Consider the following 26,421-nt stretch of genomic DNA (forward strand, 5'->3'; position numbering starts at 1 on the left):
GCAGCAATTGCCGTTCCCAGCCCCACAACAAAAAAGCCCAGCATCGGCTGGGCGTTTTCAGAAATCGGTGTGCGGCGCCGCGTGTCGTGGCGGCGCTGGGTCGATCAGTTGCTGTTGACCCAGTCCTGCGTATCCTGGATGAACCAAGGCAGATTCAACCTTTCGCCTTCGCCGGACTGTATGGTCAGGCGCTGGCCTGATGAACCCGGGTTACCGGTTGCGGACTGCGTCGTGGAAGACGGCCGGCTGTGATAGTCCATATCGGTTTGCCGCGCGGGCTGACTTGTGCAAGCGGCCATTGCCGCGAAACAAAGCGGGGCAATGACGCACCGTACTGCTGAACGAAGAATCTTCATGATGATCGGTTTCCTGCTGGCGGCACAGGCCGATGTGCCGGGCAATCAGGCCTCAAGCGTGTAAACCGCTACCTTACTCGCAATGCCGGGCTGCGTCAGCGCGCAGAGGCCGCCAACGGCCGCCCGCAACGCGCAATCATCCAGCGATAATGTTCCACCGTTGCCTCCAACCGCCCAAAGAAAAAGCCATGCAGCCCTTCGTTTTCCAAGGCCTATTGTTCCGTGAATTCCGCGATACCGACGCCCAAGATTTCGCGAATGCCGCACGGGAATCCGTCGATACCGTCGGCCGCTGGATGCCGTGGTGCACGGCTTCGTTTTCCGAGCAAAACGCGCTGGACTGGTTTGCGATGTGCCGCGCCAGCCGCGATGCGCAGACGGGCCATGAGTTCGGCGTGTTCTCGGAAGACGCTGGCCGGCTGCTGGGTGGCGTGGGGCTGAACGCGATCAATCAGCAGAACCTGTTTTGCAATCTGGGCTACTGGGTAAGGCAGTCGGCCCAACGGCAAGGCGTCGCGCATCGCACGGTGCGGGCGATGCTGCCCTACGCCTTTAACACCCTGGGCATGCACCGCGTCGAGATCGTGATTGCCCAGGGCAACGTGGCAAGCGAGGCGGTGGCGCGCAAGGCAGGCGCGCAATTTGAATGCACCGCGCGCAATCGGCTGCAACTGCACGGAGGCCCGGTGCCGGCGTCCATCTACTCGGTCATCCCCTAGCCCGCGCGTTGCGATCCGGGGCGGCGAGCCGCATGGGTCTCCAACAGATGCGCCTGGAAAGCCGCCACGCTGCGGTTGCGCGGTTCGGTACGGCTGACCAGGCCCAACGGCGGCAAGGTGTCGGCCAGCGTGCAATCCAGCCGCGCCAGCGCGCCGGAATCCAAGCCTTCGCGCACGAAGCTCAAGGGGCCCATCATCAGGGCCTGGCTGGCGCGCAGGTAATGCACCATGGTGGCAAATGAGCGCGTGCTGAGCGGTTGCTGGGGCGGCAGTTCCCCGCATTCGGCAAACAGCGCCTCGAACGCGCGATAGGTCTGGCTATCCAGCGGTGGGCTGGCCCAGGGGTAGGCCAGCAAATCGGCGGGTTGCAGATTGCGGCGGCCCAGCAGCGGGTGCCCGGGCCCCGAGGCCACCACGCAGATATCGGCCAGCAATGCCTGGAACTGGGAATCGGGCGCCAGCTGCGCGGGTTCGCGCGCAACCAGAAAATCCAGTTCGCCATCGGCATAACGACCCAGCAATACCGGCAACGCGTCTTCGAACAATTCCAGACGAACCTGCGGCTGGCGGGCAAAGAACTCGGGCAGCGCGGGGTTGATGACGCCGCTGACGCCAGCCGTGATCGCGCCCACGCGCACCGTGCCTTCAAAGCCCGCGCCCGCCGCCGCCAAGGACTCGGCGCAACCGGTCAGGCTGTTCATCACATTGCGCAGCAACGGCAGCAAATCCCGGCAGGCAAAGGTGGGCCGCATGCCACGCGCGTGTCGTTCGAACAAGCGCGCTTCCAGCACGCGCTCGACTTCCAGCACCATCTTGGTGGCCGCCGACTGGGTCAGGCCGATCTGCGCGGCGGCGTGCTGCACGCTGCCCAATTCGGCCACCAGCACGATCAGCTGCAAATGCCGCAGCCGGGTACGCGCGATCAGGCGGTTAAAGAGCGTGGCGGCAGAAGACGGGCTGCCGGGGGTGGCGGTGGCGGTGGCGGTACGCATGGATTCAGCTATTCCGAAACGGCATATCTTTTATTGATATTTCACTTTTCAAGTATAGCTATTCAAGGCGCAATAGCGGCCTGACACCAACAAAACAAGGGGTTTGAAATGCTGCACTTTTTTCGTCGCGCGCGGGTTCGCGCCGCGCTGTCCGCGGCGCTGATCGCGGGGGCCTGGTTGGCGCCCGTGCAAGCGCAAACCTGGCCAGACAAGCCGGTCACCATCATCATCCCCTTCCCCGCCGGCGGCTCGATCGACGCCGTGATGCGGGCGATTTCCCCGCAACTGAGCGAACGCCTGGGCCAAACCGTAGTCATCGAGAATGTGGGCGGCGCCAGCGGCGCTATCGGCGCGGGCCGCGTGGCGCAGGCCAAGCCCGACGGCACGACGCTGCTGGCCGGCAGCATCAACGACGTGGTCTTGCAGCCGCTGGTCAATCGCAACCTGCGGTATGCCACGGACAGTTTCGACCCGGTGTCGCTGGTATTCACGTCGCCGCTCATTCTGGTGGCCCGCAAGGATCTTCCCCAATCGAATATCGATCAGGTCGTGCAGGCGCTGCGCGCCGCCCCGGAAAGCCTGAGCTATGGCAGCCCGGGCCAAGGCACGTTTCAGCAGGTGGTGGTTGAAGACCTGCAACGCCGCACCGACACCAAGATGCTGCACGTGCCGTACAAGGGCGCATCGCCGCTGGTCAATGACCTGCTGGGCGGGCAGATCGACATGGCCGTCATGGCGCCGCCCACCGCGCTGCCGCATCTGCAACAAGGCCGCATCAAATCGCTGGGCGTGATCAGCCGCCAGCGCCTGGCGGCCTACCCCGACCTGGCCACCATCAACGAAAGCCAGACGGTCAAAGGCATGGAGATGGTCGGCTGGGTGGGCGTGCTGGCCCCCAAGGGCGTGCCGCCCGAGCGCCTGCAACGCGTGCGCGACGCGCTTGCCGCCGTGATGGACAAGCCCGAGGTGCGCGAACGCGTACTGGCCATGGGCATGGAATCGGCAACCGCCTACGACAAAGCCAGCTTCGATGCCCGCATCCGTGACGACGTCACCGCGTTGCGCGCCTTGAACCTTCCGACGCAGCCTTGAGGAACCGCATGACGACCCACCAAGACCCCGACGCCGGCCGCGACAACATCGGCATTGCCCCCGCCGACGCCGCTCTCACCGCCGACGCCGCCGACGCCGCCGACATACTTGCCACCATCAGCGCCAACCCGGCGTTTCGCGCCATCCGCCGCGATGTGCACGCGCATCCGGAAATCGGCTTTGAAGAACACCGCACCGCATCGCTCGTCGCCCGCGAACTGGCCGCCTGGGGCTGGCAAGTATCGACCGGCATCGGGGGCACCGGCGTGGTCGGCACGCTGACGCGCGGCACGGGCGCGCGCCGCATCGGCCTGCGCGCCGACATGGACGCCCTGGCGATGCCCGAAGCCAACGCCTTCGCGCACAAGTCGCAACACGAGAACCGCATGCACGCCTGCGGCCACGACGGCCATACCGCCATCCTGCTGGCCACGGCCTGGTACCTGGCGCGGCACGCGCAGTTCGACGGCACCATCCACTGCATCTTCCAGCCCGCCGAAGAAGGCGGCCAGGCCGGCGCGCGCGCCATGATCGAAGACGGCTTGTTCGACCGCTTCCCCTGCGATGCGGTGTTCGCGCTGCATAACTGGCCGGACCTGCCCGTGGGCAGCTTCGGCGTGCGGGCCGGGCCTTTCATGGGGTCCAGCAACCGCTTTCGCATCGACATCACGGGCAAGGGCGCGCACGCCTCGCAGCCGGAACTGGGCGTCGACCCGTTGGTCTGCGCCGGCCACATCCTGCTGGCGCTGCAAACCGTGATCTCGCGCAACCGCGCGCCCGACGAACCGGCGGTGCTGTCCGTCACGCAGATCCACGGCGGCGACGCGGTCAACGTCATCCCGCAAGCGGCGTGGCTGGGCGGCACGGTGCGCACGCACCGCGACGACACGCTGGACATGATCCAGCGGCGCATCGAAGAAATCACCAACGGTGCCGCCACCACGTTCGGCTGCACGGCCACGCTGACCTTCGAACGCTGCTATCCGTCGCTGGTGAACGACCCGGAACAGACGCGCTTTGCGGTCGAGGTCATGCGTGAAGTCGCGGGCCAAGAGCGCGTGTCGGATGACCTTGCCCGGCTGATGGGGTCCGAGGACTTCTCTTTCATGCTGGCCGAACGACCGGGCTGCTACGTGCTGCTGGGCAACGGCGCGGGCGCGCATCGGGACGCGGGGCACGGGCCCGGGCCTTGCCGCTTGCACAACCCGTCGTATGACTTCAACGATGAAGCGATCCCGCTGGGGGCCGCGTATTTCGTGCGCCTGGCGCAGCGGTTCCTGGCGCGGGACACGGGCTAGAAGCCGGCCGGGGGCTTGGGCACGTTGCGCGTGCCCGGCTCTCTTGTCATTCCCGCCGGGCAAGGTGAAAATCGCCCCAGGGCGCGCGGCGCAGCCAGCGCGAGGACAGGTGATCCGGCCGCCGGGGGAACTGCGTGTGAAAGATGCTGGTCAGTACGCAACGCACAATGCTACGTATCTCGACGGCAATCCGCCCTCGGACTGGTTGTACCAATGCGCGATGGGCCTGCTTAAGCGCCCCGTCAATGACGCCATCGCGGATCTGCTGGCCTTCATGGGCGAGACCTCGGACGCAGACCGCGCCTGGATGATCGAATACCGCCCCGACCTGCTACGCCTGCGCAACACGCACGAATGGTGCCGGGGCCAGACTCAACCCTTCGTTGAGCAATTGCAGGATGTGCCGACGACCCTGATCGCCTGGTTGCACCGGTTCATGGTGAAAGGCTTGGCCGTGGCCATTCATGACATCAACGACCTGCCGCGTACCGCGCGGCCGATCCAGATGGAATTCCAGCGTCAGGGTAATAAAAGCGTGCTCAGCGTGCCGGTCTTTCATGACGGAAAGCTCTACGGCATCATCGGTTTCGACACCACCGCGCAGTACAGGACGTGGTCCCCGCAAGAAGTTCGGGCCGTATATCAATGCGCCAACCTGATCGGGCAAGCCAAGTACGCCAACCGCCTCGATGACCGGCGCGCCGTCTACGACGGCACGACCGCCGTCATCTATCTGACCATGCGCGGCGTGGTCCGGGGCGTACAGCCCGAAGCCATCGTGGGCGTGCGCTCGGCCGGCAATTACAGCGAGATCTGGCTGGACGACGGCTCGATGGTGCTGGATTCCCGCGCGCTGGGCATGTGGTGCACCCTGCTGCCGGACAAGACCTTCTTTCGTGTACACCGCACCGCCATTGCCAACGCGCTGCATGTCATGGACGTGGACCGCAGAAGCGTCGACAAGTGGCTGATCCGAATGCGGTCGGTGAACAGCCACTGGCCGGTATCGCGGTCGTACCGCAAGCTGCTGCGCGAGCGCATGGGGATCTGAAAGCCCACCCCTGCCGTGCACCGGCGGATGTCATTCGTCATGCCGGCATGTTGTTTCGTCCTGACGCAGAAGACCGTTCGCCAAGTTCTTGGGATTATCTCGGCATGCGGAGGAACCCCCGTTCCCCCGGCGCTTTTTCTTCAGGATCGGCATGCTGGCGTCCCGCTTTGCTTCGCGCTTCACCTCCCTGGCGTTTTCCGTCGCGTGCGCGCTGGGCACCGCCCCAGCCAACGCCGCCGACCCCGCGCTACAGGACGCCGTGTCGATGGCCGGCATGCAGCTCTATCTGAATTCGGGCGCCCCCGCCGTCATCATCGCGGTGGTACGCGGCGACGAGGTCGTGATCCAGGGCTATGGCGAGACGGCGCCGGGCAACGGGGTCGAACCCGACGAACATTCCGTCTTCCGGATCGCGTCCGTCTCGAAGGTTTTCGCCACCGATGTGCTGGCGTCCTTGGCCGCCAAGGGCAAACTCAAACTGACGGACCCGCTGGCCAAGTACGCACCGGACGGCACCCAGCTTCAATCCCACGGCCGTCCGATCACCCTGTTGGATCTGGCCACGCATTCTGGCGGGCTGCCGCGCGAACTGCCCAACCCGGACGCCAAGCCGTCAGACAACCCCTACGCCGCCTTTGACCGCGCCTATTACTGGAAATGGATGAGCGCCAACAAGCCGGCCTATGTACCCGGCACCACCACGCTGTATTCCAACCTGGGCTTCGGCTTGCTGGGCGACGCGTTGGCCAAGGCGGCGGGCACGGACTATTCAACGGTGCTGACCAACGAAGTAACTCGACCGGCGGGCCTGGTGGATACCACCAACGTGCTTAACGATGCGCAAAAGAAGCGGTTAATGACGGGGTTGGACCCGTTCGGCAAGCCGGACGCGAACGCGACGGTGCCCGACGTGATGTATGCCAGCGCCGGCATTTATTCGTCGGCCAGCGATATGGCGCGATGGATGCGCTGGCACCTGGACGGCGCCAGGCAGGCCAAAGAAGCGTTCGCGCTGGACCACCTGATGTGGCTGCCGTATGACGGGCTGAAGTCAGTGGTGGGCACCGAAGTGACCGACGCCGACGGCATGGGTTTGGGCTGGGTGGCCACGTTGCCGCGCAATGGCGCGCCGTTGCTGCTGGGCAAAAGCGGCGGGCTGGGGGGCTTCATGAGCTATGCGGTGCTGTCGCCGAACCGTGATCTGGGCATTTTTGTGGTGGCCAGCCGCGTCAACTTCGCCATGTTCGAGAACATCCATTCGCAAGTACGCACATTGGCGGCCGAGTTGGCGCGGTGATCGGGTTGAAGTCGGTGCCGCGCGCCGTGTCGCCAATCCACGCCGCGGTGTCTGGGTTGTCTGGGTTGTCTGGGTTGTCTGGGTTGTCTGGGTTGTCTGGGTTGTCTGGGTTGTTTGGGTTATTCGGGATGCTTGCCATGCTGATCGCGCACACGGCGTCGGCGCAAGAAGCCAGAGACATCTTCAAGACCGAGATCTTCTTGACGCCTTATAGCGAACTGGGCGATGACGACAGTCAGTACCCGCAGCTGAACGGCCGCTTTCTACTGATGACCGGCTACACCGGCTTTTTCGGCATCAAGGACGACAACGGCCAGATCCCGCGATCCCATTGGAGCAGCGTGCAGCCCACCGCCGAGGCTGCCCTGGTCTTGCAACTGACGCGGGAATTTTCCATCCGAACCAAGGCCACGTTCAACTCGGCCAACAACGAAACAAAGGACAACGCGTTTTCCGACCTGGGCGTCGATATGAACAACCTGTTCGCGGCCTATACGGCCGATCACTATGCGCTGTATGGCGGCAAGATGGACCTGGGCTTCGGGGATGCCTGGCATGTCATCGACGGCGTGTACACCGGCTTTAACGAAAACTCGGAGTTTCGCGGATCGATCGGCTTGGGCGGACGCTACACGTTGGACACGCCCGGCCAAGGCGCGCATTCCGTGGCGGCGGTGCTGTTCAAGCGTGACGACACGGCGCTGAACCGCCGCCTGAGCCTGGACGATGGCTTCATCCGCACGGACGCACCACCCGCCTTCAGCGACCAGATGAAGTCCTTCATCGTGTCCTATGACTTCCGCGACCTGCCGAGTTTGGAGCGCCTGTCGGGCGGCGTGGATGCGGGCAGGCTGTACGTGGACCCGTCCCACGGAAAAAGCGCCAACACCGTGTCGGCCCGCCTGCGCTATGACGCGCCGCTGGGCAACGCGTGGAGCCTGGGCTGGTTCAACGAGGCCACCTACGCCACCGCCTTTCGAGGCGCGCCGGTGGCAAACGGCAACAGCGTGACGTCGGTGTCGCTGTCGCGCGACCGCTGGCAACTGACCGCCACAGCCGCCGTGCGCAGGCTATCGGGCAGCGAACAAAAGCTAGCGCGCTACGGACTCAAGGACGACGTCGATTGGGCGCTATCGGGCGCCCTGACCTACGTGACGCCCTTGGGCTTCATTGTGCAGGCGGGGTTGACGCACCAGCGCGACCAGGCCATTCGTATCAACCAAGGCGTTTTTCGCATCGCTTACCAGGCGGGATTCTGAGGGCACCATGACAAGCAAAACACTATTTCCGGCCTGGGCATGCGCCTTGGCGCTTGGCGGTTCCGGGGCGTGGGCGCAGACCGTGGCGATCGACAGCGCGGCCAGCCCGCCGGCGGACGTCGTGGCCATTCCCTCAGGCAGCGCGCAACACGCCGTCCAGGCGCTTCCGGGCATCGTGCAAGACATCATGACGCGCAGCGGGGTGCCGGGCATGGCCGTGGCCGTGGTGGTGGACGGCAAGACGGTGCTGGTACGCGGCTGGGGCACGCGCGAGGTCGGCAGGAATGCGCCCGTGGACGCAAGCACGGTGTTCCAGATCGCATCCATCTCCAAGTCACTGTCGGCAACGGTGGCCGCGATCGAGGTGTCCCAAGGCACCGTGGCCTGGGATGACCCCGTGGCCCGATACCTGCCGGACTTCCGCCTGCAAGACGCCTATGTGTCCCGGCACGCCACCATCGGCGACTTCTTTGCGCATCGGTCGGGGCTGCCTGGCACTGCGGGTGACGACCTGGAAGACCTGGGGTACAAGCAGGCCGACGTCATCACGCGCTTGCGGCAATTGCCGCTGGATGCCTTTCGCACGTCCTATCACTACGCCAACTTCAGCACGACTATCGGCGCCAACGCCGTGGCCAGGGCAGCGGGCCGCCCATGGGACAAGCTGGCTGACGAACGGCTGTTCAAGCCCTTGGGCATGCAGGCCACCAGTTATCGCTTCGACGACTTCATGGCGCACGCCAATCACGCCGTTCTGCATGGCTACCAACAAGGCAAGTTCGTGTCGCTGGGCCAGCGCAATGCGGACCAGCAGGCGCCCGCCGGCGGCGCGTCGTCCACCGTCATCGACATGGCCGAGTGGCTGAAGCTGCTGCTGGCCGACGGCCAATATCAGGGCAAGAGGCTTATCGCCCCCGGCGCGCTGCTGCCCGCCCTGACCGCCCAGGCGTTTTCCGCGCGTGCCCACGATCTGAATTCGCGTTCAGGCTTCTATGGCTATGGCTTCAACGTCAACACCGAACTGGGCGGCCGGCCGTCGATGGGGCATTCGGGCGCCTTCCTGATGGGCACGGGCACCACCTTCAAGATCGTGCCGTCGGCGGGCATCGGCATTGTGGTGCTGACCAATGGCGCGCCCATCGGCGCGGCCGAATCCGTGGCGGCGGCGTTTACCGATACGGCGCTTTACGGCAAGCCGACCCGGGACTGGTACGCGGCCTATCACGGGGCGATGAAGGGCTTTTTTGAACCGCAGGCGGACCTTTCCGGCAAGGTTAAACCGGCCAAGCCGACACCCGCACAAGCCGTGGCCGCCTACGCCGGCGGCTTTGACAATCCGTACTACGGCGCGGCGCGGATCGAACAGGCCGACGATGGCCTGACGCTGGTTCTAGGCCCGCGCGCAATGCGCTTTCCGCTCACGCACTGGGATGGCGACACTTACGCTTTTTCGCCCGTGGGCGAAGCCGAACTGGTCGCTTCGCGGGCGTCGCTGGTGTTCGAGATGAACCAGGGCCGTGCCGCCGGCTTCGCCATCAAGTTCTATGACGATGCCGGCTTGGGCCGCTGGACCCGTCAATAGCGCGCGGGCTGGGTGCCTGGGCCTGGCATATTGCCCCGCATCCGCCTATCAGCGCGGTTCCGGCGCGATGGCATCCAGCGCCTGGATGTCATCGTCGCTCAAGCGCAACGCGGCGGCATCGACGTTTTCGCGCAGGTGCTTCACCGACGACGTACCCGGAATCAACAGGATGTTGGGCGAACGCTGTAGCAACCAGGCCAGCGCCACCTGCATCGGCGTGGCTTGCACCTTGTTCGCCACGTCCGACAACACCGCCGACTGTAGCGGCGAGAAACCACCCAGCGGGAAGAACGGCACGTAGGCAATGCCGTCGCGGGCCAGTGCATCGATCAGCGGGCCGTCGCCGCGATGGGCCAGGTTGTATTGGTTCTGCACGCAAACGATGTCGGCAATGCCGCGCGCCTGCTCCACTTGCCGCGCGGTGGCGTTGCTAAGGCCGATGTGACGCACCAGGCCCTTGCGTTGCAGTTCGGCCATCGTGGTCATGGATGCTTCGATGTCGCCTTCCGCCGGGCCGGCCACGTCGAACATCAAGCGCAGGTTGACGACGTCCATCACGTCGCGCCCCAGATTACGCAGGTTGTCGTGCACGGCCGATTCCAGTTCAGCGGCAGAGAAGGCGGGTATCCAGGACGCATCGGCGCCGCGTCGCGCCCCCACTTTCGTCACGATGACCAGGTCGTCGCGATACGGATGCAGTGCTTCGCGGATCAGTTGGTTGGTGATGTGCGGCCCGTAGAAATCGCTGGTGTCCAGGTGGTTGATGCCCAGTTCCACGGTCTCCTTCAGCACGGCGATAGCCTGCTGTTTGTCCTTGGGCGGACCGTACACGTGTGGGCCGGCCAGTTGCATGGCGCCGTAGCCTAGGCGGTTGACGTTGAATTGGGCCAGGCGGTAGGTGCCGGCTTGTTGGGCTTGGGTCATGGGGTATTCCTTGAACGGGGGTGAATGCCTGGCAGTCTAGGCCTGGATTGGCCGTGCGACAATCGGGCACAATCGCACAGCTTGTGCGGAAATCCGAACAATCGAGAAACGCCGTGGTCGACCTTCAAGACATCAGCGCCTTTGTTGCCGTTGCCACGCATGGCGGCTTTCGTGGCGCTGCGCGCATGACCGGGGCCAGCGCATCGCAATTGAGCGAAGCGGTGCGCCGGCTGGAAACGCGGCTGGGTTTGCGGCTGCTTAACCGAACGACGCGCAGCGTGGCGCTGACGGTTGCCGGACAGCGCTTGCTGGAACAGCTGACGCCCGCGCTCAACGCGGTGGAATCGGCGCTGGACGTGGCCAACCACTTTCGTGATCGGCCGGCTGGCAGGTTGCGGCTGAATGTGCCGCTGGCGGCATCCAAGCTGGTGCTGCCGCGCATCGTCCCCCCGTTTCTGGCCGCCTACCCGGAGATCTGCCTTGAGGTCGTTGTCGAGGACCGCTTTGTGGACCTGCTGCAATCGGATTGCGATGCGGGCATTCGCTACGAAGAAAGCATGGACCAGGACATGGTGGCGATTCCGATCGGCCCCAAGCGCCAGCGCATGGCCGTCGCGGCGTCGCCCGCGTATCTGGCCAAGCATGGGCGCCCGCGTCGCCCTGAAGATCTGCGCAAGCACATCTGCCTGCGCGGCCGCTTTTCCAGTGGCGCCATGCCCTCGTGGGACTTCGAGCAACAGGGAAAAACCGTCACGGTGGACGTGACGGGCCCCTTGATCGTGGGCCTGGGCGCAGCAGCCGACCTTGCCGTGGATGCGGCCGTTGCGGGCACCGGCGTGGTTTACCTTTTTGAGGAATGGCTGCAACCCTACATCGATCGTGGGGAGCTCGCGCCCGTGCTGGAACGCTGGTGGCCCAGCTTCAACGGCCCGTCGCTCTACTTCCCGGGGCGCCGCTATCTGCCGGCGCCGCTGCGCGCTTTCGTCGACTTCGTCCAAACCGTGCGCTGGTAGCGCAAACCTGCAATGAGCACCCCTCACGAACTTGGATAGGGAGCCGCGCCCCCGGACGCGTCGTCGGTACTGTGGCGCGGTTTTGCGGCGGTACCGACCGGCCCGACCATTAACAGCGGCATGCCCGCTGCCACGGTAAAAGGCGGCGGCAGCACGGCCGCCACGCCAGCGGAAAATCGATAGGCCTGGTACGGCAGCAGGCCTTGGATCGTGCTCAGGTCATGCGCCGCGTCGGCCCGCGCTTGCAAGGCGGTTTGCTCGTCGCGCAGCTGGCGATTGGCCGCGACGGAACGCGCATCCAGCCGGGCTTGCTGATCGTGGTAGGCCTGGATGGCGTTTTTAAGGCAATGGGCCGTGTATTGATCCCGCATCGCGTCGACGGACGCGGGGGGCTGAGCAGCATCAACGCCGGCGGGTCGATGGGCGGCGGGCGCGAAGGGCGCCCCAGCCGCCATCGCGACCGATCCCTGCGCGGCTTGAATCCGCGCGTAGGAGCTCGGGCGCAGTTGCGTCGAAGGCGCGGCACGCGTTGGCGCCCGCAGGCGTTCGCTACGGTAAGGGTCATGAATGTAGCGGTCTTGAACGTATGGACGCTGAATATCGGCGATACGGACCTGGCCGGTCGGATCAATAGCGCGGGCAGTCATGGCGGCCTCCTTGGTGATGCGTGGGCGACGGGTCGTGCCCCGGAAATGTCGGCTTCGGTTGCACCGCTACGGTCGCCCGGCGGCTTTGGCGGGCATGCGGCGTTGGGCTGCCATCCACAACAACTGCGCCGTCGACCCCACCACGAAAATCGCCAACCACACCCCTAGCGCACCGCGCACCAGGGGCGATTGCGGGCCGTCGGCAAGCGGATGGGAAACGGGCAGGCGCGTCAGCGTTTCGGCAATGCCGGGCACCCACATCAAGAAAAAGCTGAACGAAAACCCCAGCTGCGACAGATAGGGACGCGACCGCGACAGCCAGGACAGGCGCGGCGCCAACAACGCCCCCGACACTGCCAGCAACGCCAGGATTCCCAACGCATGCCCGGCATTGAAGCCACCAGAGCTGGACAGCCCGAACGACGTCAGCACCGCCAATAGCAGCCCGCCCAGATAAAGCTTGCCCGTGCGCGTTGTGGGGTCGATGCCTCGATACCGCGCAAAGCTGTACAGGCCGACAACGGCAGGGACAAGGCTGATGAGGGTGTGGGCGGCGCCCAAGGCGGAAATAGGATGTGGCATGGCAAGAACTCCAGACAGGGAACAAACCGACTAGTTGGTCGGCCATCAGGGCAAAAAAAGCGGAATAAAGCGGCACTGCAAATGCGGGGGTGTTAACGGTCAACGGCGCGCACCCCGAGGTGCGCGTATCCCACTGTCAGCCCGCGGCGCTCAACTGCTTGATGGCGGCGCGTGAAATCGATTCGAATACCTTGGGGTCGCCAAACGCGCGCGCGGTCAACATCGCGCCGTGCACCATCGACATGAACGCCTGCGCTTCGGCCTCGACCTTGTCGCGCAATTGGAATTGGCCCTTGGCCGCCCCGCTGGCCAGCACGGAACCGATCCAGGCTGCCAGCTCGGCAAAATAGGCGCGGACCTCAGCGGCGACGGCGCTGGGAATCAGGGGCGCCTCGGCAGCCAGCATGGCGCATATGCACATGGGCATGGTGCCCTCGCGGATGCACTTGGCCCAGTATTCCGTGTAGGCGGTCAAGCGGGCTTGCGGATCTTCAACGTGCTGGTCAAGCTTGGCCAGCCCCTGGCGCGCTTGTTCACGGTGCACGGTCACCACACTCAGGACCAGGTCTTCCTTGGTGGGGAAATGATGGTGGATGCTGGGTTTGCCGATGTGCACCTTTTCCGACACATCGGCATAGCTGAACCCGTGATAGCCGCCGGCGGCAAGCAGCAATCGCGTCTGCTCGACAATTTCAAGGGCTCTGGGCGAGAGTTCCAAACTCATGGATTTCCAGTTCGGTTTACGAGTTGGCCCCTACTGGAATATTGGCAGGGCCGCGCATGGAAGCCAATCTACTAGTTGGTCGGTTGCGAGTCAACAATTTCATGCCGATGGATTCATGTCAGCAAGCGATTGGGCACCGCGCGCCTTCCTTGCCCGGGGTGCTTCAAACATCCCACCCGGCAGGACCGCGCGGGTTCGTTAGGCTACAGTGCCGGGGGGCCGACAAAATTTTGGACGTCGAGCCCCGAAATCCTGGAGAAACACCGCAGTGAACGACACCCGCCTACCCGATCCTGACAGCCCCGAAGACCGCAAGGAACAGGAGCCCAGGCTTTGGCGCGATGACGGCTGGACCGCCCGGATCATCAAGAACGAGGAAGACGACGGCTGGGCCGTCGAAATGACGATGGACGGGCAATCCGAGCCGGCCTTGGTCGGGCCATGGACCATGGGCCGCGACAAGAAAAACCCCAAGCCGCTTGATTCGCCCGCCTTCATCACCCTGGTCAAGACCGCCAACGAAGTGCTGCGCCGCCACGAACAGCAGCTGCATGCCACGCTGCACAAAAGCGTGAAGATCGACGCCGAGGCGGGCCGCTTGACGGTCAAGCTGGACATCGTGCCCGACGAAGACGAGCCTTACGCCGTGCTAAGCGCGTACGATGAATCCGGCGAACAACTGGCCCAGGTCAACGTGCCGCCGACGTACAAGCTGACCGTGCAGCGCGCATCGGAATGGGCCAGCGGCGGTTTCGGCAAACAGGGCTGAAGGGTCGTACCGGCGTTCCGGCGTTCCGGCGGTCCGGCGATCCGGCGTTCCGGCGATCCGGCGGTCCGGCGATCCGGCGTACCGGCGTACCCGCGCTTCGGCGATTAGCGGTTCGGCGTCTCATCCCCCCTCTGCAAAGGACTTCTCATGCCTAAATTCGTGACGATAGGATATGGCGACCAGGCAGGTTACGACCGCACCCCGGTCGCCCTGCGAGACGCCGCGCACGCGCACGACGCGCAATTGCAGAAAGAAGGTGTGCTGATGGGCATTGCGGGCACGCCGGTGCAGGTGCGCAACACCGGCGCGGCCGGGGTGGAAACCACGGACGGCCCCTACTTGCAGTCGCCCTTGCCCGTGGCCGGCTTTGCCATCATCGAAGCCACGGACCTGGCCCAGGCCATCGCCATCGTCTCGCAAACGCCATGCGCGGTGGCGCACGGCGTGGTCGAAGTCTGGCCGCTGGAACAAGCCTAGCGCATCGCCCGCCCGGCGGGGCTTGTTCACGGCAACGGCCTCTTGCCGGCAGCCACGCACCGGATCGGATGCCATCAAGCCTTGCGGCCTGGCGCTGCGTTCACGCCCAAGGCGATCGTTTCGGCCAGGGCCGCCACCGCCCCAATCGCCCAGATGGCGCCGGCGCCCAACACCGCCGCGCCCAAAGCGCTGCCCACCGAAAACCCGAAGTACATGGTCGAAGTGTTAAGCGCCAACGCGACAGGCGCTTGCGACGGCGTGCCCGCCCCGATCAGCCTTGCCATCTGCGCCGGAAAGAACGACCACACGGTGAAGCCCCACAAAGCGACGGCAAGCAGCACCAGGCCCAGCAAGACGCCCCTGGACAGCGCCGTCGCCATCGGCAACGCCACCATCGCCAGCACCACAAACGCCAGCCCCAGCAACATCAGCGATGCGCGCACCACGCGGCCAGGTCCGAAGCGGTCGTTCAGGATCCCGCCCGTCATGACACCGGCCGCCGCCGACAGCCCCCACAACGACACCGACGCGGTGATCTCCAACGGCCCGAAGCCCAACACGGCGTTCAAGTATTCGGCGAGGTACGGATAGGCGGTAAACGCGCCGATGGACCAGAACAAGCTCACCGCCAGCAAACGCAGCACGGCGGGTTGGCGCACCACGGACACGCGCTGACGCAGGCTTGCCACCGCGATGCCCTGCCCCGCGTCGCGCTCGATGCCGGTCAGGATGCCCGCGATTGCCACGACGCTCATCGCGCCCACCAGCAGGAAGGTGGCGCGCCACCCGAACGCATGCCCGATCAGCCCACCCAGAGGCAGACCCAGCGCAATGGCCAGCGTCTGCCCTGCACTGACGATGGCAAGGGCGCGCCCGCGCATCGCCACCGGCACGATGACGCCGGCCAGCCCGTTGGCGGCCGGCACATACAGCCCCGCCGCAATCGCCATCAGCACGCGCGCCAGCATCAGCACGGCGAACGACGACGACAGCGCGGCCACAACGTTGCCGATGGCGAACAAGCTCATGGCGGCCAGCAGCACCTGCTTGCGCGCCATACGCCCGGTTGCCACCGTGGCCACGGGCGATGACAAGGCCAGCACCAATGTGAAGATGATGACCAGCAAGGCGACGGTGGGCACGGGCAGCGCGAAGTCCTGCGCCATGACCGGCAGCAGCGGCGCAATCATGAAGCCTTCGGTGCCGATGGCAAATGTGCCCAGGGCCAGGAAGCCGGCGGGCAGCAAGACGGCGCGCGAGTCTTGCGCAAGTGACGCGGACATAACGCGGTGCTCCTGACAGGCGCTGCCGCCGGCGTCGCGCAAACGCGGCCCCGGCAGCAGACATGCCTTGCCTTAGACGGGAATGGGATTGGCGGCGATTTCGGCGTTGAAGCCGTGCACCAACGCGTGTTCGCCCAGGCCGGGGTTGTCGCGCAAGGCGCGGATTGCCTCGACGAACACTTCCGGCGCATCCGTTGCCAGCCCGGTCATCGTTTCGGCGATGAAGGCGTCCAGCGGCATGGCGCGCGGGTCGCCGCTCTTTTTGATCAGGTCGGTATCGACCCACGGCGGCGCAATTTCCTGCACGGTGACGCTGGTGTCGCGCAGCATGAAGCGTTGCGACAGCGCGTAGGAATGCAACGCCGCCTTGGACGCCGAGTAGACCGCGTTGGTGGCGATGGGCACGTAGGCCAGCACCGAGGTGTTGTGGATGATGGTGGCGCGCGGCTGGGCCTTCAGATGCTCGACCAGTGCCGAGGTCAGTCGGATTGGCCCAAGCAGGTTCGTGTCCAGGATCTGGCGCGAGACGGCGTCGTCGATCCGGCCCGAGGGATCGTCAAACGGCATGATGCCCGCGTTGTTGATCACGACGTTCAGCGTGGGATAGTCGCGGATCAGCTGCGCGGCCACGCGTTCGATATCGGCAGCGTCTGAAATGTCCAGCGCCACGCCATCGATCCCGGGGTTGGCGGCGGCCACTTCGTCAAGCAGCGCCTGGCGCCGCCCGGCGACGATGACCTTATTGCCCAGCGAATGAAACTGTTCCGCCAGCGCGCGGCCAATGCCCGAGGTGCCGCCGGTGATGAAGATCGTATTGCCCGTCATTTGCATGATGTGTCCTTGAGCGGCACCTGGATGGCGCCTTCCATGGACGAACTATGCGCGGTTCGGGCGTAGTCTCAAATGTCGTAGATCCGGCATTTACGGACATGGCGACCGTGGCCCGCCCCCACGCGCTGATGCGCTCGGGCGGTCAGGCGGCATCCTGCATCAGCGCCAGGCCGCGCTTGACGCTGGCCGGCGGCTGGCCCAGGTTGCGCAGGAACGCGCGCCGCATCCGGTCGCGGTCAGCAAACCCGGTGTCGCGCGCGACGACTTCCAGCGGGTACCGCCCGTCTTCCAGCATGACGCGCGCGGCCTCCAGCCGCAGCATCTCCACCGCTTTGGCCGGCGACCGCCCCGTCTCTTCCCTAAATACGCGGCTGAACTGACGCGGCGACAAGCTGGCCGCTTCGGCCAATTCCTCGACGGACAGGGCGTTGCGCAGGTTTTCGCGGGCATAGGCCAGCGCGCGCTTGACCCGATCAGAGCGAGGCTCCAGCGCCAACAGCGCCGAAAATTGCGACTGACCGCCGTGGCGGCGGTGGTACACGACCAGCTTGCGAGCCAGCAGGCGGGACAGGGTCGACCCGTGGTCTTCCTCGATCAACGCCAGCGTCAGGTCGACGGCCGACGACATGCCCGCCGATGTCCAGACGTTGCCATCACGAACGAAGATGCGATCTTCGTCCACCCGCACCTTTGGAAAGCGCACCTGTAGCGTGCGCGCGTGAGCCCAATGGGTGGTGGCGGCGCGGCCATCCAGCAAGCCGGCTTGCGCCAGCACAAACGCGCCCGTGCAGACGCCGGCAACCCGCCGGGCGTCTATGCCCGCCCGCGCCACATACGCCCGCACGCCGGGCGAAATTTCCTGAGGCACCAGTTGCCCCGCCACCATCAGCGTGTCCGGTATGACCCCGAACGGCGTCGTTTCAATGCCCGCATTCATCGACGACCGAATGGTGCCGCCCTGCTCGGACAACACCGTCAACCGGTATCCGTCATCGCCCAACTCGGCATTGGCCAGTTCAAACGCCGACAGCGCCGCCAGGCCCATCAGCTGGAAGCCGTCTTCAAGGATCAAACCCACCTGCCGCATGATGCTTCCCTTCAAAAAAACGCGTCGCGTATCCGCCTGTAGCGCCGCGATCGGACACATTCCGAAAGGAGTATCCTACGCCGCTTCTCCCCGCCAGATTCACCCATCGCTATGCGCGGCAATCCCGACGCCAGACAAGGCGCCATCGCGTTGCACGGATTCTATTTCCTGTATTACGGCTTGCAGGGCGTCAGCATCCCCTTTCTTCCTCTTTGGCTGGCCAGCCGTGGCCTGGACCCGGCCATGATCGGCCTGATCGTCGCCACGTCGTTCTTGCCGAAGATCCTGTCCACACCGGTTGTCGCGCACGTGGCCGACCAGACCGGCCGCGCGCACGCCTTGATTGCGTCCGCGCTGGCGGCCTCGCTGGTGTTGTTCATCTGCTATCCATTCATGCACGCGCCGGGCTGGTTGCTGGGCGTCACCTTGGTCTTGAACGCGGTGTTTCCCGCGGTGCTGCCGTTAATGGACCGCATGGCCATTGCCAGCGGCCGCGCGCAAGGCAATTCGTACACCATCATGCGGGCGTGCGGATCGCTGGGTTTTGCGACGGTGACGGTGGCAGGCGGCTATCTGATCAAGACTTTCGATGCCAACTGGGTGATGTGGCTGTCGATGCTGCTGATCGTGGCGTGCCTGGCGTGTGTTCGGCTGCTGCCCCAAGCGGCGCAGCCCGGGTCCGGGACGCCGACGCAGGCCATGGCCGCACCCCGCGCGCGCCTGCCCATGCTGGAGGTCGTGCGTGATCGGCCGTTGCTGATGTGTATCGGCGCTGCCTCGCTGGTGCAGGCCAGCAATGGTTTCCTGTATTCCTATTCCACGCTCTACTGGACGGCCAGCGGCCTGTCGACCACATTGATCTCATTGCTTTGGGTCGTTGGCGTGAGCAGCGAAGTGCTGTTCTTCTTCCTGGCGCCCAAGATCCTGGCGCGCAGCGGCGCCCAGTGGCTGATCCTGGCGTCGGCGTTCATGTCGGCCATCCGCTGGGCGGGCTTGTCCGTCACCACGGACCCGACGCTGATCGGCGTCTTGCAGCTGTTGCAGTGCTTCACGCTGGCCGGCAACAACGCAGCCATCATGTGGTACATCACGCGACACGTGCCCGCCGCGCACAAGACGTCGGCAATCGCCCTGTACGCGCTGTTGTCCGGCGGAGTGTTCATGTTTGCCAGCATCCAATTGGGCGGCGCGCTGTATCGCAGTTATGCGCCGGGCGGCTTCATGGTCATGGCGGCCTGCGCGGCCTGCGCAATTCCGCTGGTCGTGTATGCGGAGCGCTTGCGGCGAAACCTGCAACCGGGCCAGATCTGACCCGATCGGGCCAAATCTGGCCCGCTATAAGTCGTTGATAAAACGCAGGTTATTTTTAATCGAGTCATATCTGGCTCGATTTCTCGTGAAAAACGGGCGTTTTCCGGGCATGGCACCGACCGCATGCCACTACAAGTCCGCCAATTTCGCCGCAAGCCATTGATATCGCGCGTCTATTTTTAAGATTCGGTTTCATGGCACGGTTATTGCATTACCCCGAGATATTGACCGAGCCCGGCGCATGGCTTCATGAACAATCGCCGGCAGCCGGTGCGGGCGTTTGACGGCAGCACCGACCGACGCCCCGGTATTCGCGTTAGGCCAACCAGGGGAGTTGCATCATGGGTTCGCATGCGGGTTCGTTCGCCTATCAGGCTCGGCTGGCGGTATTGGAAACCATGGCGGTGCCGGTCGGTACTTGCCGCGCGTGCGAGCGCAGCGGGATGCCGATCCTGTTGCTGCGCGATGCGGCATTGCCGCCGGGGCCATCCCCCTTCGATCCCGAACAAGACCGCGTACGCATCGATATGCAGCCGGGCAACTATCGCGTACTGCGCGAAGGGTTTGTGTATGTGCTGCTGGATCAGGAAATCTGGCACGCGTACCAAGTCACCGCCGACGGGCACATGCGCCAATATGATCCGTACCGAATGCCCGAGGGCACGCCCCGCCCCTTGTCCAAGGCTTGCACGGGTGTAGGGCACGACGTGCGCGCTTCGTTCATACACGTCGACACGAAGGTCTACAAGGAAGCGTGGATCGCGTTCTCGCAAGATCGGTGGCCTGAGCCGGTGTTGGATGCCTACAAGGCGCAGACGGCGCCATCCGCGCGGTTCTTGAAAGTGGACCTGGCAACGTTGCGAGAAACGCCCCAAACGGTATTGCACGGGTTGAAATTCGCCGATGGGTTTCTGACCGATCACGTGTGGGAATACCGTTACGACGGGGAAGATTTCGGCAGCCGGCATGCGGTGCGTACACGTACCCCCAGGTTTGTGCCGATAAATGATTACGTCGACGACATCGCAAAGACGCAAGGCCTGCCGCAAGGTGTGCCGGTATTGGCGTTGCCCGATCCGGTGGGCGCGGTGTTGGAATTCAATCAACAACGCCATTTGTTGATTAATGACCGGCTCGCATGGGCGGGCAATGCCGAACGGCAGTATCTGCTGTTTACATCGGCGGCGCTGGTGCAGATCAGAGAGTTGGAGAAGACCTGGGCACACACCCAAGCGGTACAGGAAGTCGAAAAACAGATCGAATACCGCCGACAACATAATGACCATCCGGTGCTTGGCACGCGTTCCCATTTGCCGCCAGTGGATGTCCCACGAGAAACGGAGATCGCAGCCAGGCGCATCACGGCTGAGTATCACGAACGCCTGGAACAACGCTACAGCGAGCCGCGTCGCCAGCAGTTTCAGGACATGCACGATAAGGAATGGCAGCGCAGGCAAGGACTGATAGATACGATGGCGGCCCGCTATGTCGCATGGTTGCAATCCCTGGCTTGGTTGCGCATCGCGCGATACGACTACTCGGCTACCGATCCGCACTCGGCAGCGGCGTACACCAAGATGGTGGCAGCCTGCCTGGACGGCGGCCCCAGCGAAGCGCCCCCGGTTGGTGGCGCGGATCTTGGTCCCACGCAGCAGCTGTGGAAGGCCTTGCTGGAAAACCCCGACAGCATTCTGTACCAGGCGCTACTGGCCAAGAACGCCCGCCTGCTTGAAGGCCTGCGTCCCACTTTTACGGAAGGCTTCAAGGCCAATGATTCCGGCAAGCTGTATGCCGCGATCAAAGACGTGATGGCCTCGCAAGAAGGCGATATGTACCTACGCAGCAGCGTGAGAGACGCGGTGGGCCAACTGCAAGGCGCGATGATCAACGCGATGTTGACGATGGACGCACGGGCGCAAGAACAGCTTCTACCCGTGGCCGCCACGGTGCATCAAGCCGCCCTGCTGCTATGCGAGCGCGTCCAAATGCTGCGCGTTCAGCTTGAACTGACATTGGGCGAGTATCAGGAATTACTTACCCAGCAGATGCGCCAGCAGTACGACAAGGCCGCGAAGGATGCCGGCAAGAAGGCCCGCGCGCTGATCTTCAGCGGCATGTTGACATTGCCCGGTCCGGCGCAGAACCAGGTATTCAAAGCCACGTTTTGGATTGCGGACACAGCGGAAGGGCTAAAAGAGAAATTGACCGCGGTTTCCGAAGCCGGTGCGAACGCCATGGAAGCCGGCTGGCGCAGCGTGCTGGTAAGCGCGGGCGGACTGGAACCGAAGGCGCAGGCGATTGCCGGGCAGCTGCGCACCACGGCAGCCGATGCAAAGCTCCGAGCACATGGGGCCTTCGTGGGTATGCGCGGGATGGCGAACCTGGACGTGGCGTTGTCCATGGGCGCATTGTTCTTCCAGCAGGATGGGCTGAAAAGCAGCCTGCAAGAGCTGGAACGCGTAACGGGTGACCAATACCCGGAAGCCGTCGGGGGCGTTGCGGCAAGCGCGATGGGCACCATGGGTGTGGCCATTGAGGCGACGGGCGTGGGAATACGAAGCGTGGTGCAGGCGATGAAAAGGGCCTCTATCGCCGAAACGCGCGCTACGAACGCGTTGATGCTGGGCAAGGGCATGATTCGCTTTGGCGGCGTGACGAGTGCCCTATCGGGCGTCGTGGAAGGGTTGCAGTTCGGTTCTGCCGCTCTACGAGCGGGGCGATCCGGCGATGTCGTCGCACGCAACCGTTACTTCTTTGCCAGTGGGCTCGCCATACTTTCCGGATGGGTCGCAGCGTACGCAGCACTCGCCGGGGCGTCATCGCTTCTTGGTCCGTTGGGATGGGCGATTGTCTTGGGTCTGCTCGCCTACGCCGCTTCGGCAAATGCAAAAAGAAATAGATCCACTTCCCTCGAACAATGGGCACGCCGTTGCTATTTTGGCAACCATGACGAAAACCCGGCCGTATGGTGGAACGCTGCGAGAACCGGCGTTTCCGTTCCAGCCTACTCTGATCCACAGATTGAAATCGACAAAGGCGTGCTGGCAAACGTAGACAAAGATACTGCAATCGGCGCTCTAAACGCGGCTTTGCTGGGACTGGAAACGAGCTTTGGATTTCATCTCAAGCCAAGGCTGTCGACCGCGCTGGTGATCGGTAGCGGAATGCACTGGGGAACGACGCTTGAATACAGCATCACCCTACCTGTCTGGTCCGCAGAACGGTCTGGATATGCCATGTCGATGGCATTGAAAAGGCACACCCCTGAACAAGTCGTTATTGCAGAGCAGCACAGGGCTTCACCACTTGGAGAAGTATCACCTGTCCCCAAGCGACCGGGATACCACGTCGACGAGGCCGCCACACACCGCCCCACCGCGACGCTGCCGCTGATTGCCGGGACAATCCTACTAGACCTGGACGATGCAGACATTGAATCCGCGACGCTCAAAATCAGGTACTGGCCGGACACAGCCGATGCCAGCCTCTACGGCGAAATCACGGCCAGAGCGCAGCGCTAACGGCAAATGAATGCCCAACAAAGAAACGTTCATTTCTCGCCGGAGTCGGTATTGCTAAAAAAAAACGGGATTCGTGGTGCAAACAGGCCCGCTCTTGCCCCCGCGCATCGCGGATGGGTCCATGACTTGCCCGGGCCTGATGAAGACTCATCAACACCGATCCGCGACTATGAAATTCCCGCCATTAATTCGATGGACGCCACTTGCCTTGAGTTAAGCCGCAAGACGCACAAAATGCGGGGGCTGCTGTTGGCCTTGGCCCCACTGGGTATCACGTGGCTGGCCTTCTCGATATACATCCTGGCGACGTCAGAAACGATGTTTCCGCTGGAAGTCGCGGTAGGCGCCATCGCGATGCTGTGGTGGACCGTCACCATGATCCGGGTTGATATTTCCATTCCCCGTGACGAGCCCATCCGCTTCAATCGGCTGCGCCGCAAAATATACGTATACCGGTTCCATTACATCTGGTGGAACCCTTTCGCCCGCTGGTACGTCACCACAAACGCGTATCACTGGACCGACCTGCGCGCCGAAGTCTGGCGGCAACGTGGAGCCACCGGCCAAGGCGGCCTGATCATTACGTGGGGCGTGTCGATCGCGGTCGTCAAGCCGGGCACTAACCAGGTGATTGATCGGTTTCCGTTAAGCGTTGGCCAGGACGAAGGCAGTTCGTGGGATTATGTCCGCGCCTATATGCGGCACGGACCCGGCGCCCTGCCCGCTGTCGAAACATTCAACGACCCGAACAAAGTGCCGCCGTGCAATCTGGCCCTGCGCTTGGCGCCAAGAGTGCAATGGCCGGCCGACATGGACGCGGAATCTCGGACCTGAAAACGGACGTGCCGCCGCCAGCCCTAACCCCCCACCCTTCCCCCGCAATGCCGGCACACCCTTGCGTCGCGAAGAATGCGCCCCGCGCAGCGCGGGCAATCGACGTGCGTTGGCGCAACCGGTACACGCGCACGGGGTGAGCGGTCCGGCAGCGTCAGCAGAAAAGCACCCGCCAGCGGCGGGCTGATCAGGACGGCCAGCACCGTCCAGCCGATGCCGCGACGGCCACGGCCGGCGGCCATGACGCCCACCACCACCGCCAGCACGACCCAAAGAAGAATAAGCAGGAACATATCGCGATGTTAAACCGCGCCTAACGAGAGTAATCTGCTGCCAGGGAGACATCCCGATGTGAGTGGTCAGAAGTTCGTCAGGAACCTTGCAGCGCGTTGGCAAACGCGTCCGCAAACCCGTATGCAACCTAAAAAGGAAGCGCAAATGAACAAGATCTCTTCAACATGGCGTAGGACCACGCTGGCGGCGGTAACGTTGGGCGTGGCAAGCGTGCTGTTCGCGGGGTGCACGACGAATGGCCCCAAGGCGACCCCGACCTCCGCCGAAAAACGGCAGGAACTCAATACCGCCGCCAACGCCACGCTGACCCAGCTGTACGCAGCGTCCCCGCAGTCCAAGCAGTTGGTACAGCGCGCCCGTGGCGTGCTGGTGTTTCCCGCCGTGCTCAGCGCCAGCTTCATCGTGGGCGCGGAACATGGCTCGGGCGTGCTGCGCATGAATGGCCAGGACACCAACTACTACAGCATCACGGGGGGGTCGATCGGCTTTCAGGCGGGCGCGCAGTCCAAGGCCATGGTGCTGCTTTTCATGACGGATGACGCCTTGGCCAAGTTCCGCGCCAGTAGCGGCTGGACGATCGGGGCGGACGCCACCGTTGCCGTCGCGAAGCTGGCCGCCAACGGGGCGCTTGATTCGTACACCGCCCAGCAGCCCATCGTCGGCTTTGTGCTGAACAATGGCGGTCTGATGGCGGGCGTGTCTATCGACGGCAGCAAGATATCGCCGTTGACGCTGTAATTGCATGACTGGCCGCCTGCCGCTGTGTTGAACGGCATCGGCGGCCAGGGTTCACTCATCTGCTGACCTGCGATGGCGCGGCGCCTGGCTTACGCGCCCGTCGCCATCGCCTTTCCCTTTTCAGGCCAACATCGGCTCCATGTCGGGATCGCCTTTCTTCATGGCGTGGCGATACGCGTCGCGCGCGCCGATGCGCTGAAGGTACGCCAGGATGTTCGGATACGGCGACAAGTCGTAGGGATAGAACAGCCGCATCGTCGTCAGTGAAAACACCGCGACAATGTCGGCCGCCGTCAGCACATTACCGGCCAGGTAATGCGTGTTGCCCAATTGCTTGTCGACCAGCGCCAGCGCCTGCTGGCGGCGCGCGTCGGCAAACTGCGCCACGGGTTTGTCGGCGGGCACCTCGGCGCGGGCCAGCACCATGTTGCGCATCAGCGCCGGTTGCAGCGAGCCGTTGGCGAAGTGGAACCAATACAGGTAGTCGGCATAGGCGGGGTCGCTGGGTGGCACGCTCAGTTGGCCATCGCCATACCGGGCCAGGATGTATTCGACGATAGCCGTGGATTCGGCCAGCACGGTGTCGCCGTCGGTGATGATCGGGGCGGTGCCCAGCGGGTGCAGGGCCTTGTATTCCGGCGGCGCCAGACGCGTGTTGGCATCCCGGTCGTAGACCTTCAGGTTGTACGGGATGGCAAGTTCTTCGCACAGCCAGACAATACGTTCGGACTGCGATTTACCCAGATGGTGCACGGTCAGCATGAAAGTCCTTTAGAAAGGGGTAGCGCCGGGAAAGCAACGTTGCCACTCTACGCCGCTTTGCCCACATCGGCATCGCCGCCGTCCACGCGCCGAGCCCGCGCCAAAACCCCGCGCGGCGCCGGTTCGCTACACCTTTCGCGCAGCTTGTTAACGGATAGATACATAACGCACAAGGTCAGCAATTACCAGATGCAATCAGCGTGCTAATTTAGGCGCCCGTAACCGCCCACGTCCGGGGCGGCCGTCCAAAGGCCCCTACTTTTCATGAACATGCATAAGACGCCTGCTCGCGATATGAACCCCGCCAAGCGCAATCAACGCCTATCCCGCATCCTGCCGCTGGCGTTCGGCCTGGCCCTGGCCGCGGCGTCGCCGATGATCGCGGCGCAAGGCGACCCCGTGCGCGCCCATTCGCCGGCGCAGCAAAACGGTGCGGCGGCCCAGCCCCAGACACAGATCCAGACCCCGGCGCGGGCACCGGCGCCCACGCAGCAAAACAGCGCGACGGCCCTGGCGCCGGTCACCAAGACGGACATACGCAACCAGGCCGCCTACGAGCGCCTGATGAACAATAGCGGCGTCACCGTGCAGTGGCTGTGGTCGGCCGATCGGGGCCAGCTCAGCGCCAAGGACGTCAATGACGTCGTGCGCATCGACGGCACGCAGGCCAACTTCGAAGGCACCCTGAAGATCAACGGCGAGATCGTGTCCATCGACAGCGACCGCTTTGTCTTTCGCGGCACCATCCTGATTCTGGACGCGCCCGAGAAAGGCCGCCGCTGCGAACGCACGGGCGACTATGAATTCCGCGCCACCGGCAAGCGCAAGTACTGGCGCTTGCAGCAGATGGAAAGCTGCGGCCGCCTGACCGATTACGTCGATATCTACTATTGACGCGATTGACGCGAGTGACGCGACAGGGCTATTGACGCTTCAGCGTGCCCCGACATTCCGGCATCTGCCGCCCCCCGGCTCCGC

At 64.1% G+C, this 26,421-nt stretch carries 26 protein-coding genes; 15 read left to right on the forward strand and 11 right to left on the reverse strand.

The annotated features are described in order from the left end of the window. Positions 1-104: 104 nt before the first annotated feature. Positions 105-356, reverse strand: coding sequence for a hypothetical protein (locus tag DVB37_RS15255; RefSeq protein ID WP_120156058.1), 252 nt, complete (start codon positions 354-356; stop codon positions 105-107). A 188-nt stretch (positions 357-544) separates the two neighbouring features. On the opposite strand from DVB37_RS15255, the gene DVB37_RS15260 reads away from it, so the two are divergent. Next, on the forward strand, positions 545-1,075 hold the full coding sequence (locus DVB37_RS15260; protein ID WP_046807792.1) for a GNAT family N-acetyltransferase: 531 nt from the start codon (positions 545-547) through the stop codon (positions 1,073-1,075). Here the strand turns inward: DVB37_RS15260 and DVB37_RS15265 are convergent. After that, on the reverse strand, positions 1,072-2,067 hold the full coding sequence (locus DVB37_RS15265; protein ID WP_120156060.1) for a LysR family transcriptional regulator: 996 nt from the start codon (positions 2,065-2,067) through the stop codon (positions 1,072-1,074). The two genes, DVB37_RS15260 and DVB37_RS15265, sit on opposite strands and share 4 nt — an antisense overlap. Positions 2,068-2,175: 108 nt before the next feature. On the opposite strand from DVB37_RS15265, the gene DVB37_RS15270 reads away from it, so the two are divergent. From DVB37_RS15270 to DVB37_RS15295, 6 genes are all read left to right on the forward strand, one after another. Next, positions 2,176-3,159, forward strand: coding sequence for a tripartite tricarboxylate transporter substrate binding protein (locus DVB37_RS15270; RefSeq protein WP_046807791.1), 984 nt, complete (start codon positions 2,176-2,178; stop codon positions 3,157-3,159). A gap of 8 nt (positions 3,160-3,167) precedes the next feature. Continuing rightward, positions 3,168-4,457 (forward strand): M20 aminoacylase family protein, encoded by a 1,290-nt coding sequence (locus DVB37_RS15275; protein WP_120156062.1) that lies wholly within the window; start codon positions 3,168-3,170, stop codon positions 4,455-4,457. Positions 4,458-4,593: 136 nt separating this feature from the next. Further along, positions 4,594-5,508 (forward strand): GAF domain-containing DNA-binding protein, encoded by a 915-nt coding sequence (locus tag DVB37_RS15280; protein ID WP_223264979.1) that lies wholly within the window; start codon positions 4,594-4,596, stop codon positions 5,506-5,508. Positions 5,509-5,659: 151 nt separating this feature from the next. Further along, on the forward strand, positions 5,660-6,805 hold the full coding sequence (gene ampH, locus DVB37_RS15285; RefSeq protein WP_104145308.1) for a D-alanyl-D-alanine-carboxypeptidase/endopeptidase AmpH: 1,146 nt from the start codon (positions 5,660-5,662) through the stop codon (positions 6,803-6,805). 137 nt (positions 6,806-6,942) lie between these two features. Further along, positions 6,943-8,064 (forward strand): hypothetical protein, encoded by a 1,122-nt coding sequence (locus DVB37_RS15290; protein ID WP_240433886.1) that lies wholly within the window; start codon positions 6,943-6,945, stop codon positions 8,062-8,064. 7 nt (positions 8,065-8,071) lie between these two features. After that, on the forward strand, positions 8,072-9,646 hold the full coding sequence (locus DVB37_RS15295) for a serine hydrolase (protein WP_120156066.1): 1,575 nt from the start codon (positions 8,072-8,074) through the stop codon (positions 9,644-9,646). A gap of 48 nt (positions 9,647-9,694) precedes the next feature. Here DVB37_RS15295 and DVB37_RS15300 read toward each other — a convergent pair whose 3' ends face one another. Beyond that, the gene (locus tag DVB37_RS15300) at positions 9,695-10,570 is read right to left on the reverse strand and encodes an aldo/keto reductase family oxidoreductase (protein ID WP_120156068.1); all 876 of its coding nucleotides are present in this window, start codon (positions 10,568-10,570) and stop codon (positions 9,695-9,697) included. A gap of 113 nt (positions 10,571-10,683) precedes the next feature. Here DVB37_RS15300 and DVB37_RS15305 point away from each other — a divergent pair, with 113 nt between their 5' ends. Beyond that, a complete protein-coding gene (locus DVB37_RS15305; protein WP_104145312.1) occupies positions 10,684-11,583 on the forward strand; it encodes a LysR family transcriptional regulator in 900 nt (299 codons plus the stop codon). 23 nt (positions 11,584-11,606) lie between these two features. On the opposite strand, the gene DVB37_RS15310 is transcribed toward DVB37_RS15305, so the two are convergent. The 3 genes from DVB37_RS15310 to DVB37_RS15320 all read right to left on the reverse strand — a co-directional run bounded on the left by DVB37_RS15310 (position 11,607) and on the right by DVB37_RS15320 (position 13,536). Continuing rightward, positions 11,607-12,230, reverse strand: coding sequence for a hypothetical protein (locus DVB37_RS15310; RefSeq protein ID WP_120156070.1), 624 nt, complete (start codon positions 12,228-12,230; stop codon positions 11,607-11,609). A gap of 66 nt (positions 12,231-12,296) precedes the next feature. Beyond that, positions 12,297-12,812 (reverse strand): hypothetical protein, encoded by a 516-nt coding sequence (locus DVB37_RS15315; RefSeq protein ID WP_120156072.1) that lies wholly within the window; start codon positions 12,810-12,812, stop codon positions 12,297-12,299. Between the two features lie 136 nt (positions 12,813-12,948). Beyond that, positions 12,949-13,536, reverse strand: a complete 588-nt coding sequence (locus tag DVB37_RS15320; RefSeq protein ID WP_120156074.1) for a TetR/AcrR family transcriptional regulator — start codon at positions 13,534-13,536, stop codon at positions 12,949-12,951. Between the two features lie 268 nt (positions 13,537-13,804). Between DVB37_RS15320 and DVB37_RS15325 the strand changes: the two genes are divergently transcribed. Further along, positions 13,805-14,305, forward strand: a complete 501-nt coding sequence (locus DVB37_RS15325) for a hypothetical protein (protein ID WP_104145316.1) — start codon at positions 13,805-13,807, stop codon at positions 14,303-14,305. 147 nt (positions 14,306-14,452) lie between these two features. Next, a complete protein-coding gene (locus DVB37_RS15335) occupies positions 14,453-14,782 on the forward strand; it encodes a YciI family protein (protein ID WP_120156078.1) in 330 nt (109 codons plus the stop codon). A 74-nt stretch (positions 14,783-14,856) separates the two neighbouring features. On the opposite strand, the gene DVB37_RS15340 is transcribed toward DVB37_RS15335, so the two are convergent. The 3 genes from DVB37_RS15340 to DVB37_RS15350 form a co-directional block, all read right to left on the reverse strand. Next, a complete protein-coding gene (locus DVB37_RS15340; protein WP_120156080.1) occupies positions 14,857-16,065 on the reverse strand; it encodes an MFS transporter in 1,209 nt (402 codons plus the stop codon). 72 nt (positions 16,066-16,137) lie between these two features. Further along, positions 16,138-16,896: an SDR family oxidoreductase gene (locus DVB37_RS15345; RefSeq protein WP_104145319.1), complete on the reverse strand. Its 759-nt coding sequence runs from the start codon at positions 16,894-16,896 to the stop codon at positions 16,138-16,140. A gap of 142 nt (positions 16,897-17,038) precedes the next feature. Further along, positions 17,039-17,983: a GlxA family transcriptional regulator gene (locus DVB37_RS15350; RefSeq protein WP_120157512.1), complete on the reverse strand. Its 945-nt coding sequence runs from the start codon at positions 17,981-17,983 to the stop codon at positions 17,039-17,041. Positions 17,984-18,094: 111 nt separating this feature from the next. On the opposite strand from DVB37_RS15350, the gene DVB37_RS15355 reads away from it, so the two are divergent. The 3 genes from DVB37_RS15355 (at position 18,095) to DVB37_RS28705 (ending at position 23,649) form a co-directional block, all read left to right on the forward strand. Beyond that, positions 18,095-19,294: an MFS transporter gene (locus tag DVB37_RS15355; RefSeq protein ID WP_120156082.1), complete on the forward strand. Its 1,200-nt coding sequence runs from the start codon at positions 18,095-18,097 to the stop codon at positions 19,292-19,294. A 341-nt stretch (positions 19,295-19,635) separates the two neighbouring features. Further along, positions 19,636-22,815: a T6SS effector BTH_I2691 family protein gene (locus tag DVB37_RS15360; protein ID WP_120156085.1), complete on the forward strand. Its 3,180-nt coding sequence runs from the start codon at positions 19,636-19,638 to the stop codon at positions 22,813-22,815. 6 nt (positions 22,816-22,821) lie between these two features. Further along, positions 22,822-23,649, forward strand: a complete 828-nt coding sequence (locus DVB37_RS28705) for a DUF6708 domain-containing protein (protein ID WP_240433887.1) — start codon at positions 22,822-22,824, stop codon at positions 23,647-23,649. A gap of 23 nt (positions 23,650-23,672) precedes the next feature. Here DVB37_RS28705 and DVB37_RS15370 read toward each other — a convergent pair whose 3' ends face one another. Further along, positions 23,673-23,942, reverse strand: coding sequence for a hypothetical protein (locus tag DVB37_RS15370; RefSeq protein WP_104145101.1), 270 nt, complete (start codon positions 23,940-23,942; stop codon positions 23,673-23,675). A gap of 145 nt (positions 23,943-24,087) precedes the next feature. Here DVB37_RS15370 and DVB37_RS15375 point away from each other — a divergent pair, with 145 nt between their 5' ends. After that, positions 24,088-24,681: a YSC84-related protein gene (locus DVB37_RS15375; RefSeq protein WP_120157514.1), complete on the forward strand. Its 594-nt coding sequence runs from the start codon at positions 24,088-24,090 to the stop codon at positions 24,679-24,681. Positions 24,682-24,801: 120 nt separating this feature from the next. Here DVB37_RS15375 and DVB37_RS15380 read toward each other — a convergent pair whose 3' ends face one another. Further along, the gene (locus tag DVB37_RS15380) at positions 24,802-25,443 is read right to left on the reverse strand and encodes a glutathione S-transferase family protein (RefSeq protein ID WP_120156087.1); all 642 of its coding nucleotides are present in this window, start codon (positions 25,441-25,443) and stop codon (positions 24,802-24,804) included. 264 nt (positions 25,444-25,707) lie between these two features. On the opposite strand from DVB37_RS15380, the gene DVB37_RS15385 reads away from it, so the two are divergent. Continuing rightward, positions 25,708-26,337 (forward strand): hypothetical protein, encoded by a 630-nt coding sequence (locus DVB37_RS15385; RefSeq protein WP_240433888.1) that lies wholly within the window; start codon positions 25,708-25,710, stop codon positions 26,335-26,337. The last annotated feature ends 84 nt before the right edge of the window (positions 26,338-26,421 follow it).

The organism is Achromobacter sp. B7 (assembly GCF_003600685.1).
Taxonomy (GTDB): domain Bacteria; phylum Pseudomonadota; class Gammaproteobacteria; order Burkholderiales; family Burkholderiaceae_B; genus Achromobacter; species Achromobacter spanius_B.

Coding starts and splice junctions, on each gene's coding strand:
- DVB37_RS15335 (WP_120156078.1), top strand. CDS start 14,453: ATGCCTAAATTCGTGACGATAGGATATGGCGACCAGGCAGGTTACGAC.
- DVB37_RS15370 (WP_104145101.1), bottom strand. CDS start 23,942: ATGTTCCTGCTTATTCTTCTTTGGGTCGTGCTGGCGGTGGTGGTGGGC.
- DVB37_RS15310 (WP_120156070.1), bottom strand. CDS start 12,230: ATGACTGCCCGCGCTATTGATCCGACCGGCCAGGTCCGTATCGCCGAT.
- DVB37_RS15355 (WP_120156082.1), top strand. CDS start 18,095: ATGCGCGGCAATCCCGACGCCAGACAAGGCGCCATCGCGTTGCACGGA.
- DVB37_RS15375 (WP_120157514.1), top strand. CDS start 24,088: ATGAACAAGATCTCTTCAACATGGCGTAGGACCACGCTGGCGGCGGTA.
- DVB37_RS15300 (WP_120156068.1), bottom strand. CDS start 10,570: ATGACCCAAGCCCAACAAGCCGGCACCTACCGCCTGGCCCAATTCAAC.
- DVB37_RS15255 (WP_120156058.1), bottom strand. CDS start 356: ATGAAGATTCTTCGTTCAGCAGTACGGTGCGTCATTGCCCCGCTTTGT.
- DVB37_RS15315 (WP_120156072.1), bottom strand. CDS start 12,812: ATGCCACATCCTATTTCCGCCTTGGGCGCCGCCCACACCCTCATCAGC.
- DVB37_RS28705 (WP_240433887.1), top strand. CDS start 22,822: ATGAATGCCCAACAAAGAAACGTTCATTTCTCGCCGGAGTCGGTATTG.
- DVB37_RS15320 (WP_120156074.1), bottom strand. CDS start 13,536: ATGAGTTTGGAACTCTCGCCCAGAGCCCTTGAAATTGTCGAGCAGACG.
- ampH (WP_104145308.1), top strand. CDS start 5,660: ATGCTGGCGTCCCGCTTTGCTTCGCGCTTCACCTCCCTGGCGTTTTCC.
- DVB37_RS15345 (WP_104145319.1), bottom strand. CDS start 16,896: ATGCAAATGACGGGCAATACGATCTTCATCACCGGCGGCACCTCGGGC.
- DVB37_RS15295 (WP_120156066.1), top strand. CDS start 8,072: ATGACAAGCAAAACACTATTTCCGGCCTGGGCATGCGCCTTGGCGCTT.
- DVB37_RS15290 (WP_240433886.1), top strand. CDS start 6,943: ATGCTGATCGCGCACACGGCGTCGGCGCAAGAAGCCAGAGACATCTTC.
- DVB37_RS15265 (WP_120156060.1), bottom strand. CDS start 2,067: ATGCGTACCGCCACCGCCACCGCCACCCCCGGCAGCCCGTCTTCTGCC.
- DVB37_RS15360 (WP_120156085.1), top strand. CDS start 19,636: ATGGGTTCGCATGCGGGTTCGTTCGCCTATCAGGCTCGGCTGGCGGTA.
- DVB37_RS15380 (WP_120156087.1), bottom strand. CDS start 25,443: ATGCTGACCGTGCACCATCTGGGTAAATCGCAGTCCGAACGTATTGTC.
- DVB37_RS15260 (WP_046807792.1), top strand. CDS start 545: ATGCAGCCCTTCGTTTTCCAAGGCCTATTGTTCCGTGAATTCCGCGAT.
- DVB37_RS15275 (WP_120156062.1), top strand. CDS start 3,168: ATGACGACCCACCAAGACCCCGACGCCGGCCGCGACAACATCGGCATT.
- DVB37_RS15340 (WP_120156080.1), bottom strand. CDS start 16,065: ATGTCCGCGTCACTTGCGCAAGACTCGCGCGCCGTCTTGCTGCCCGCC.
- DVB37_RS15385 (WP_240433888.1), top strand. CDS start 25,708: ATGAACATGCATAAGACGCCTGCTCGCGATATGAACCCCGCCAAGCGC.
- DVB37_RS15270 (WP_046807791.1), top strand. CDS start 2,176: ATGCTGCACTTTTTTCGTCGCGCGCGGGTTCGCGCCGCGCTGTCCGCG.
- DVB37_RS15350 (WP_120157512.1), bottom strand. CDS start 17,983: ATGCGGCAGGTGGGTTTGATCCTTGAAGACGGCTTCCAGCTGATGGGC.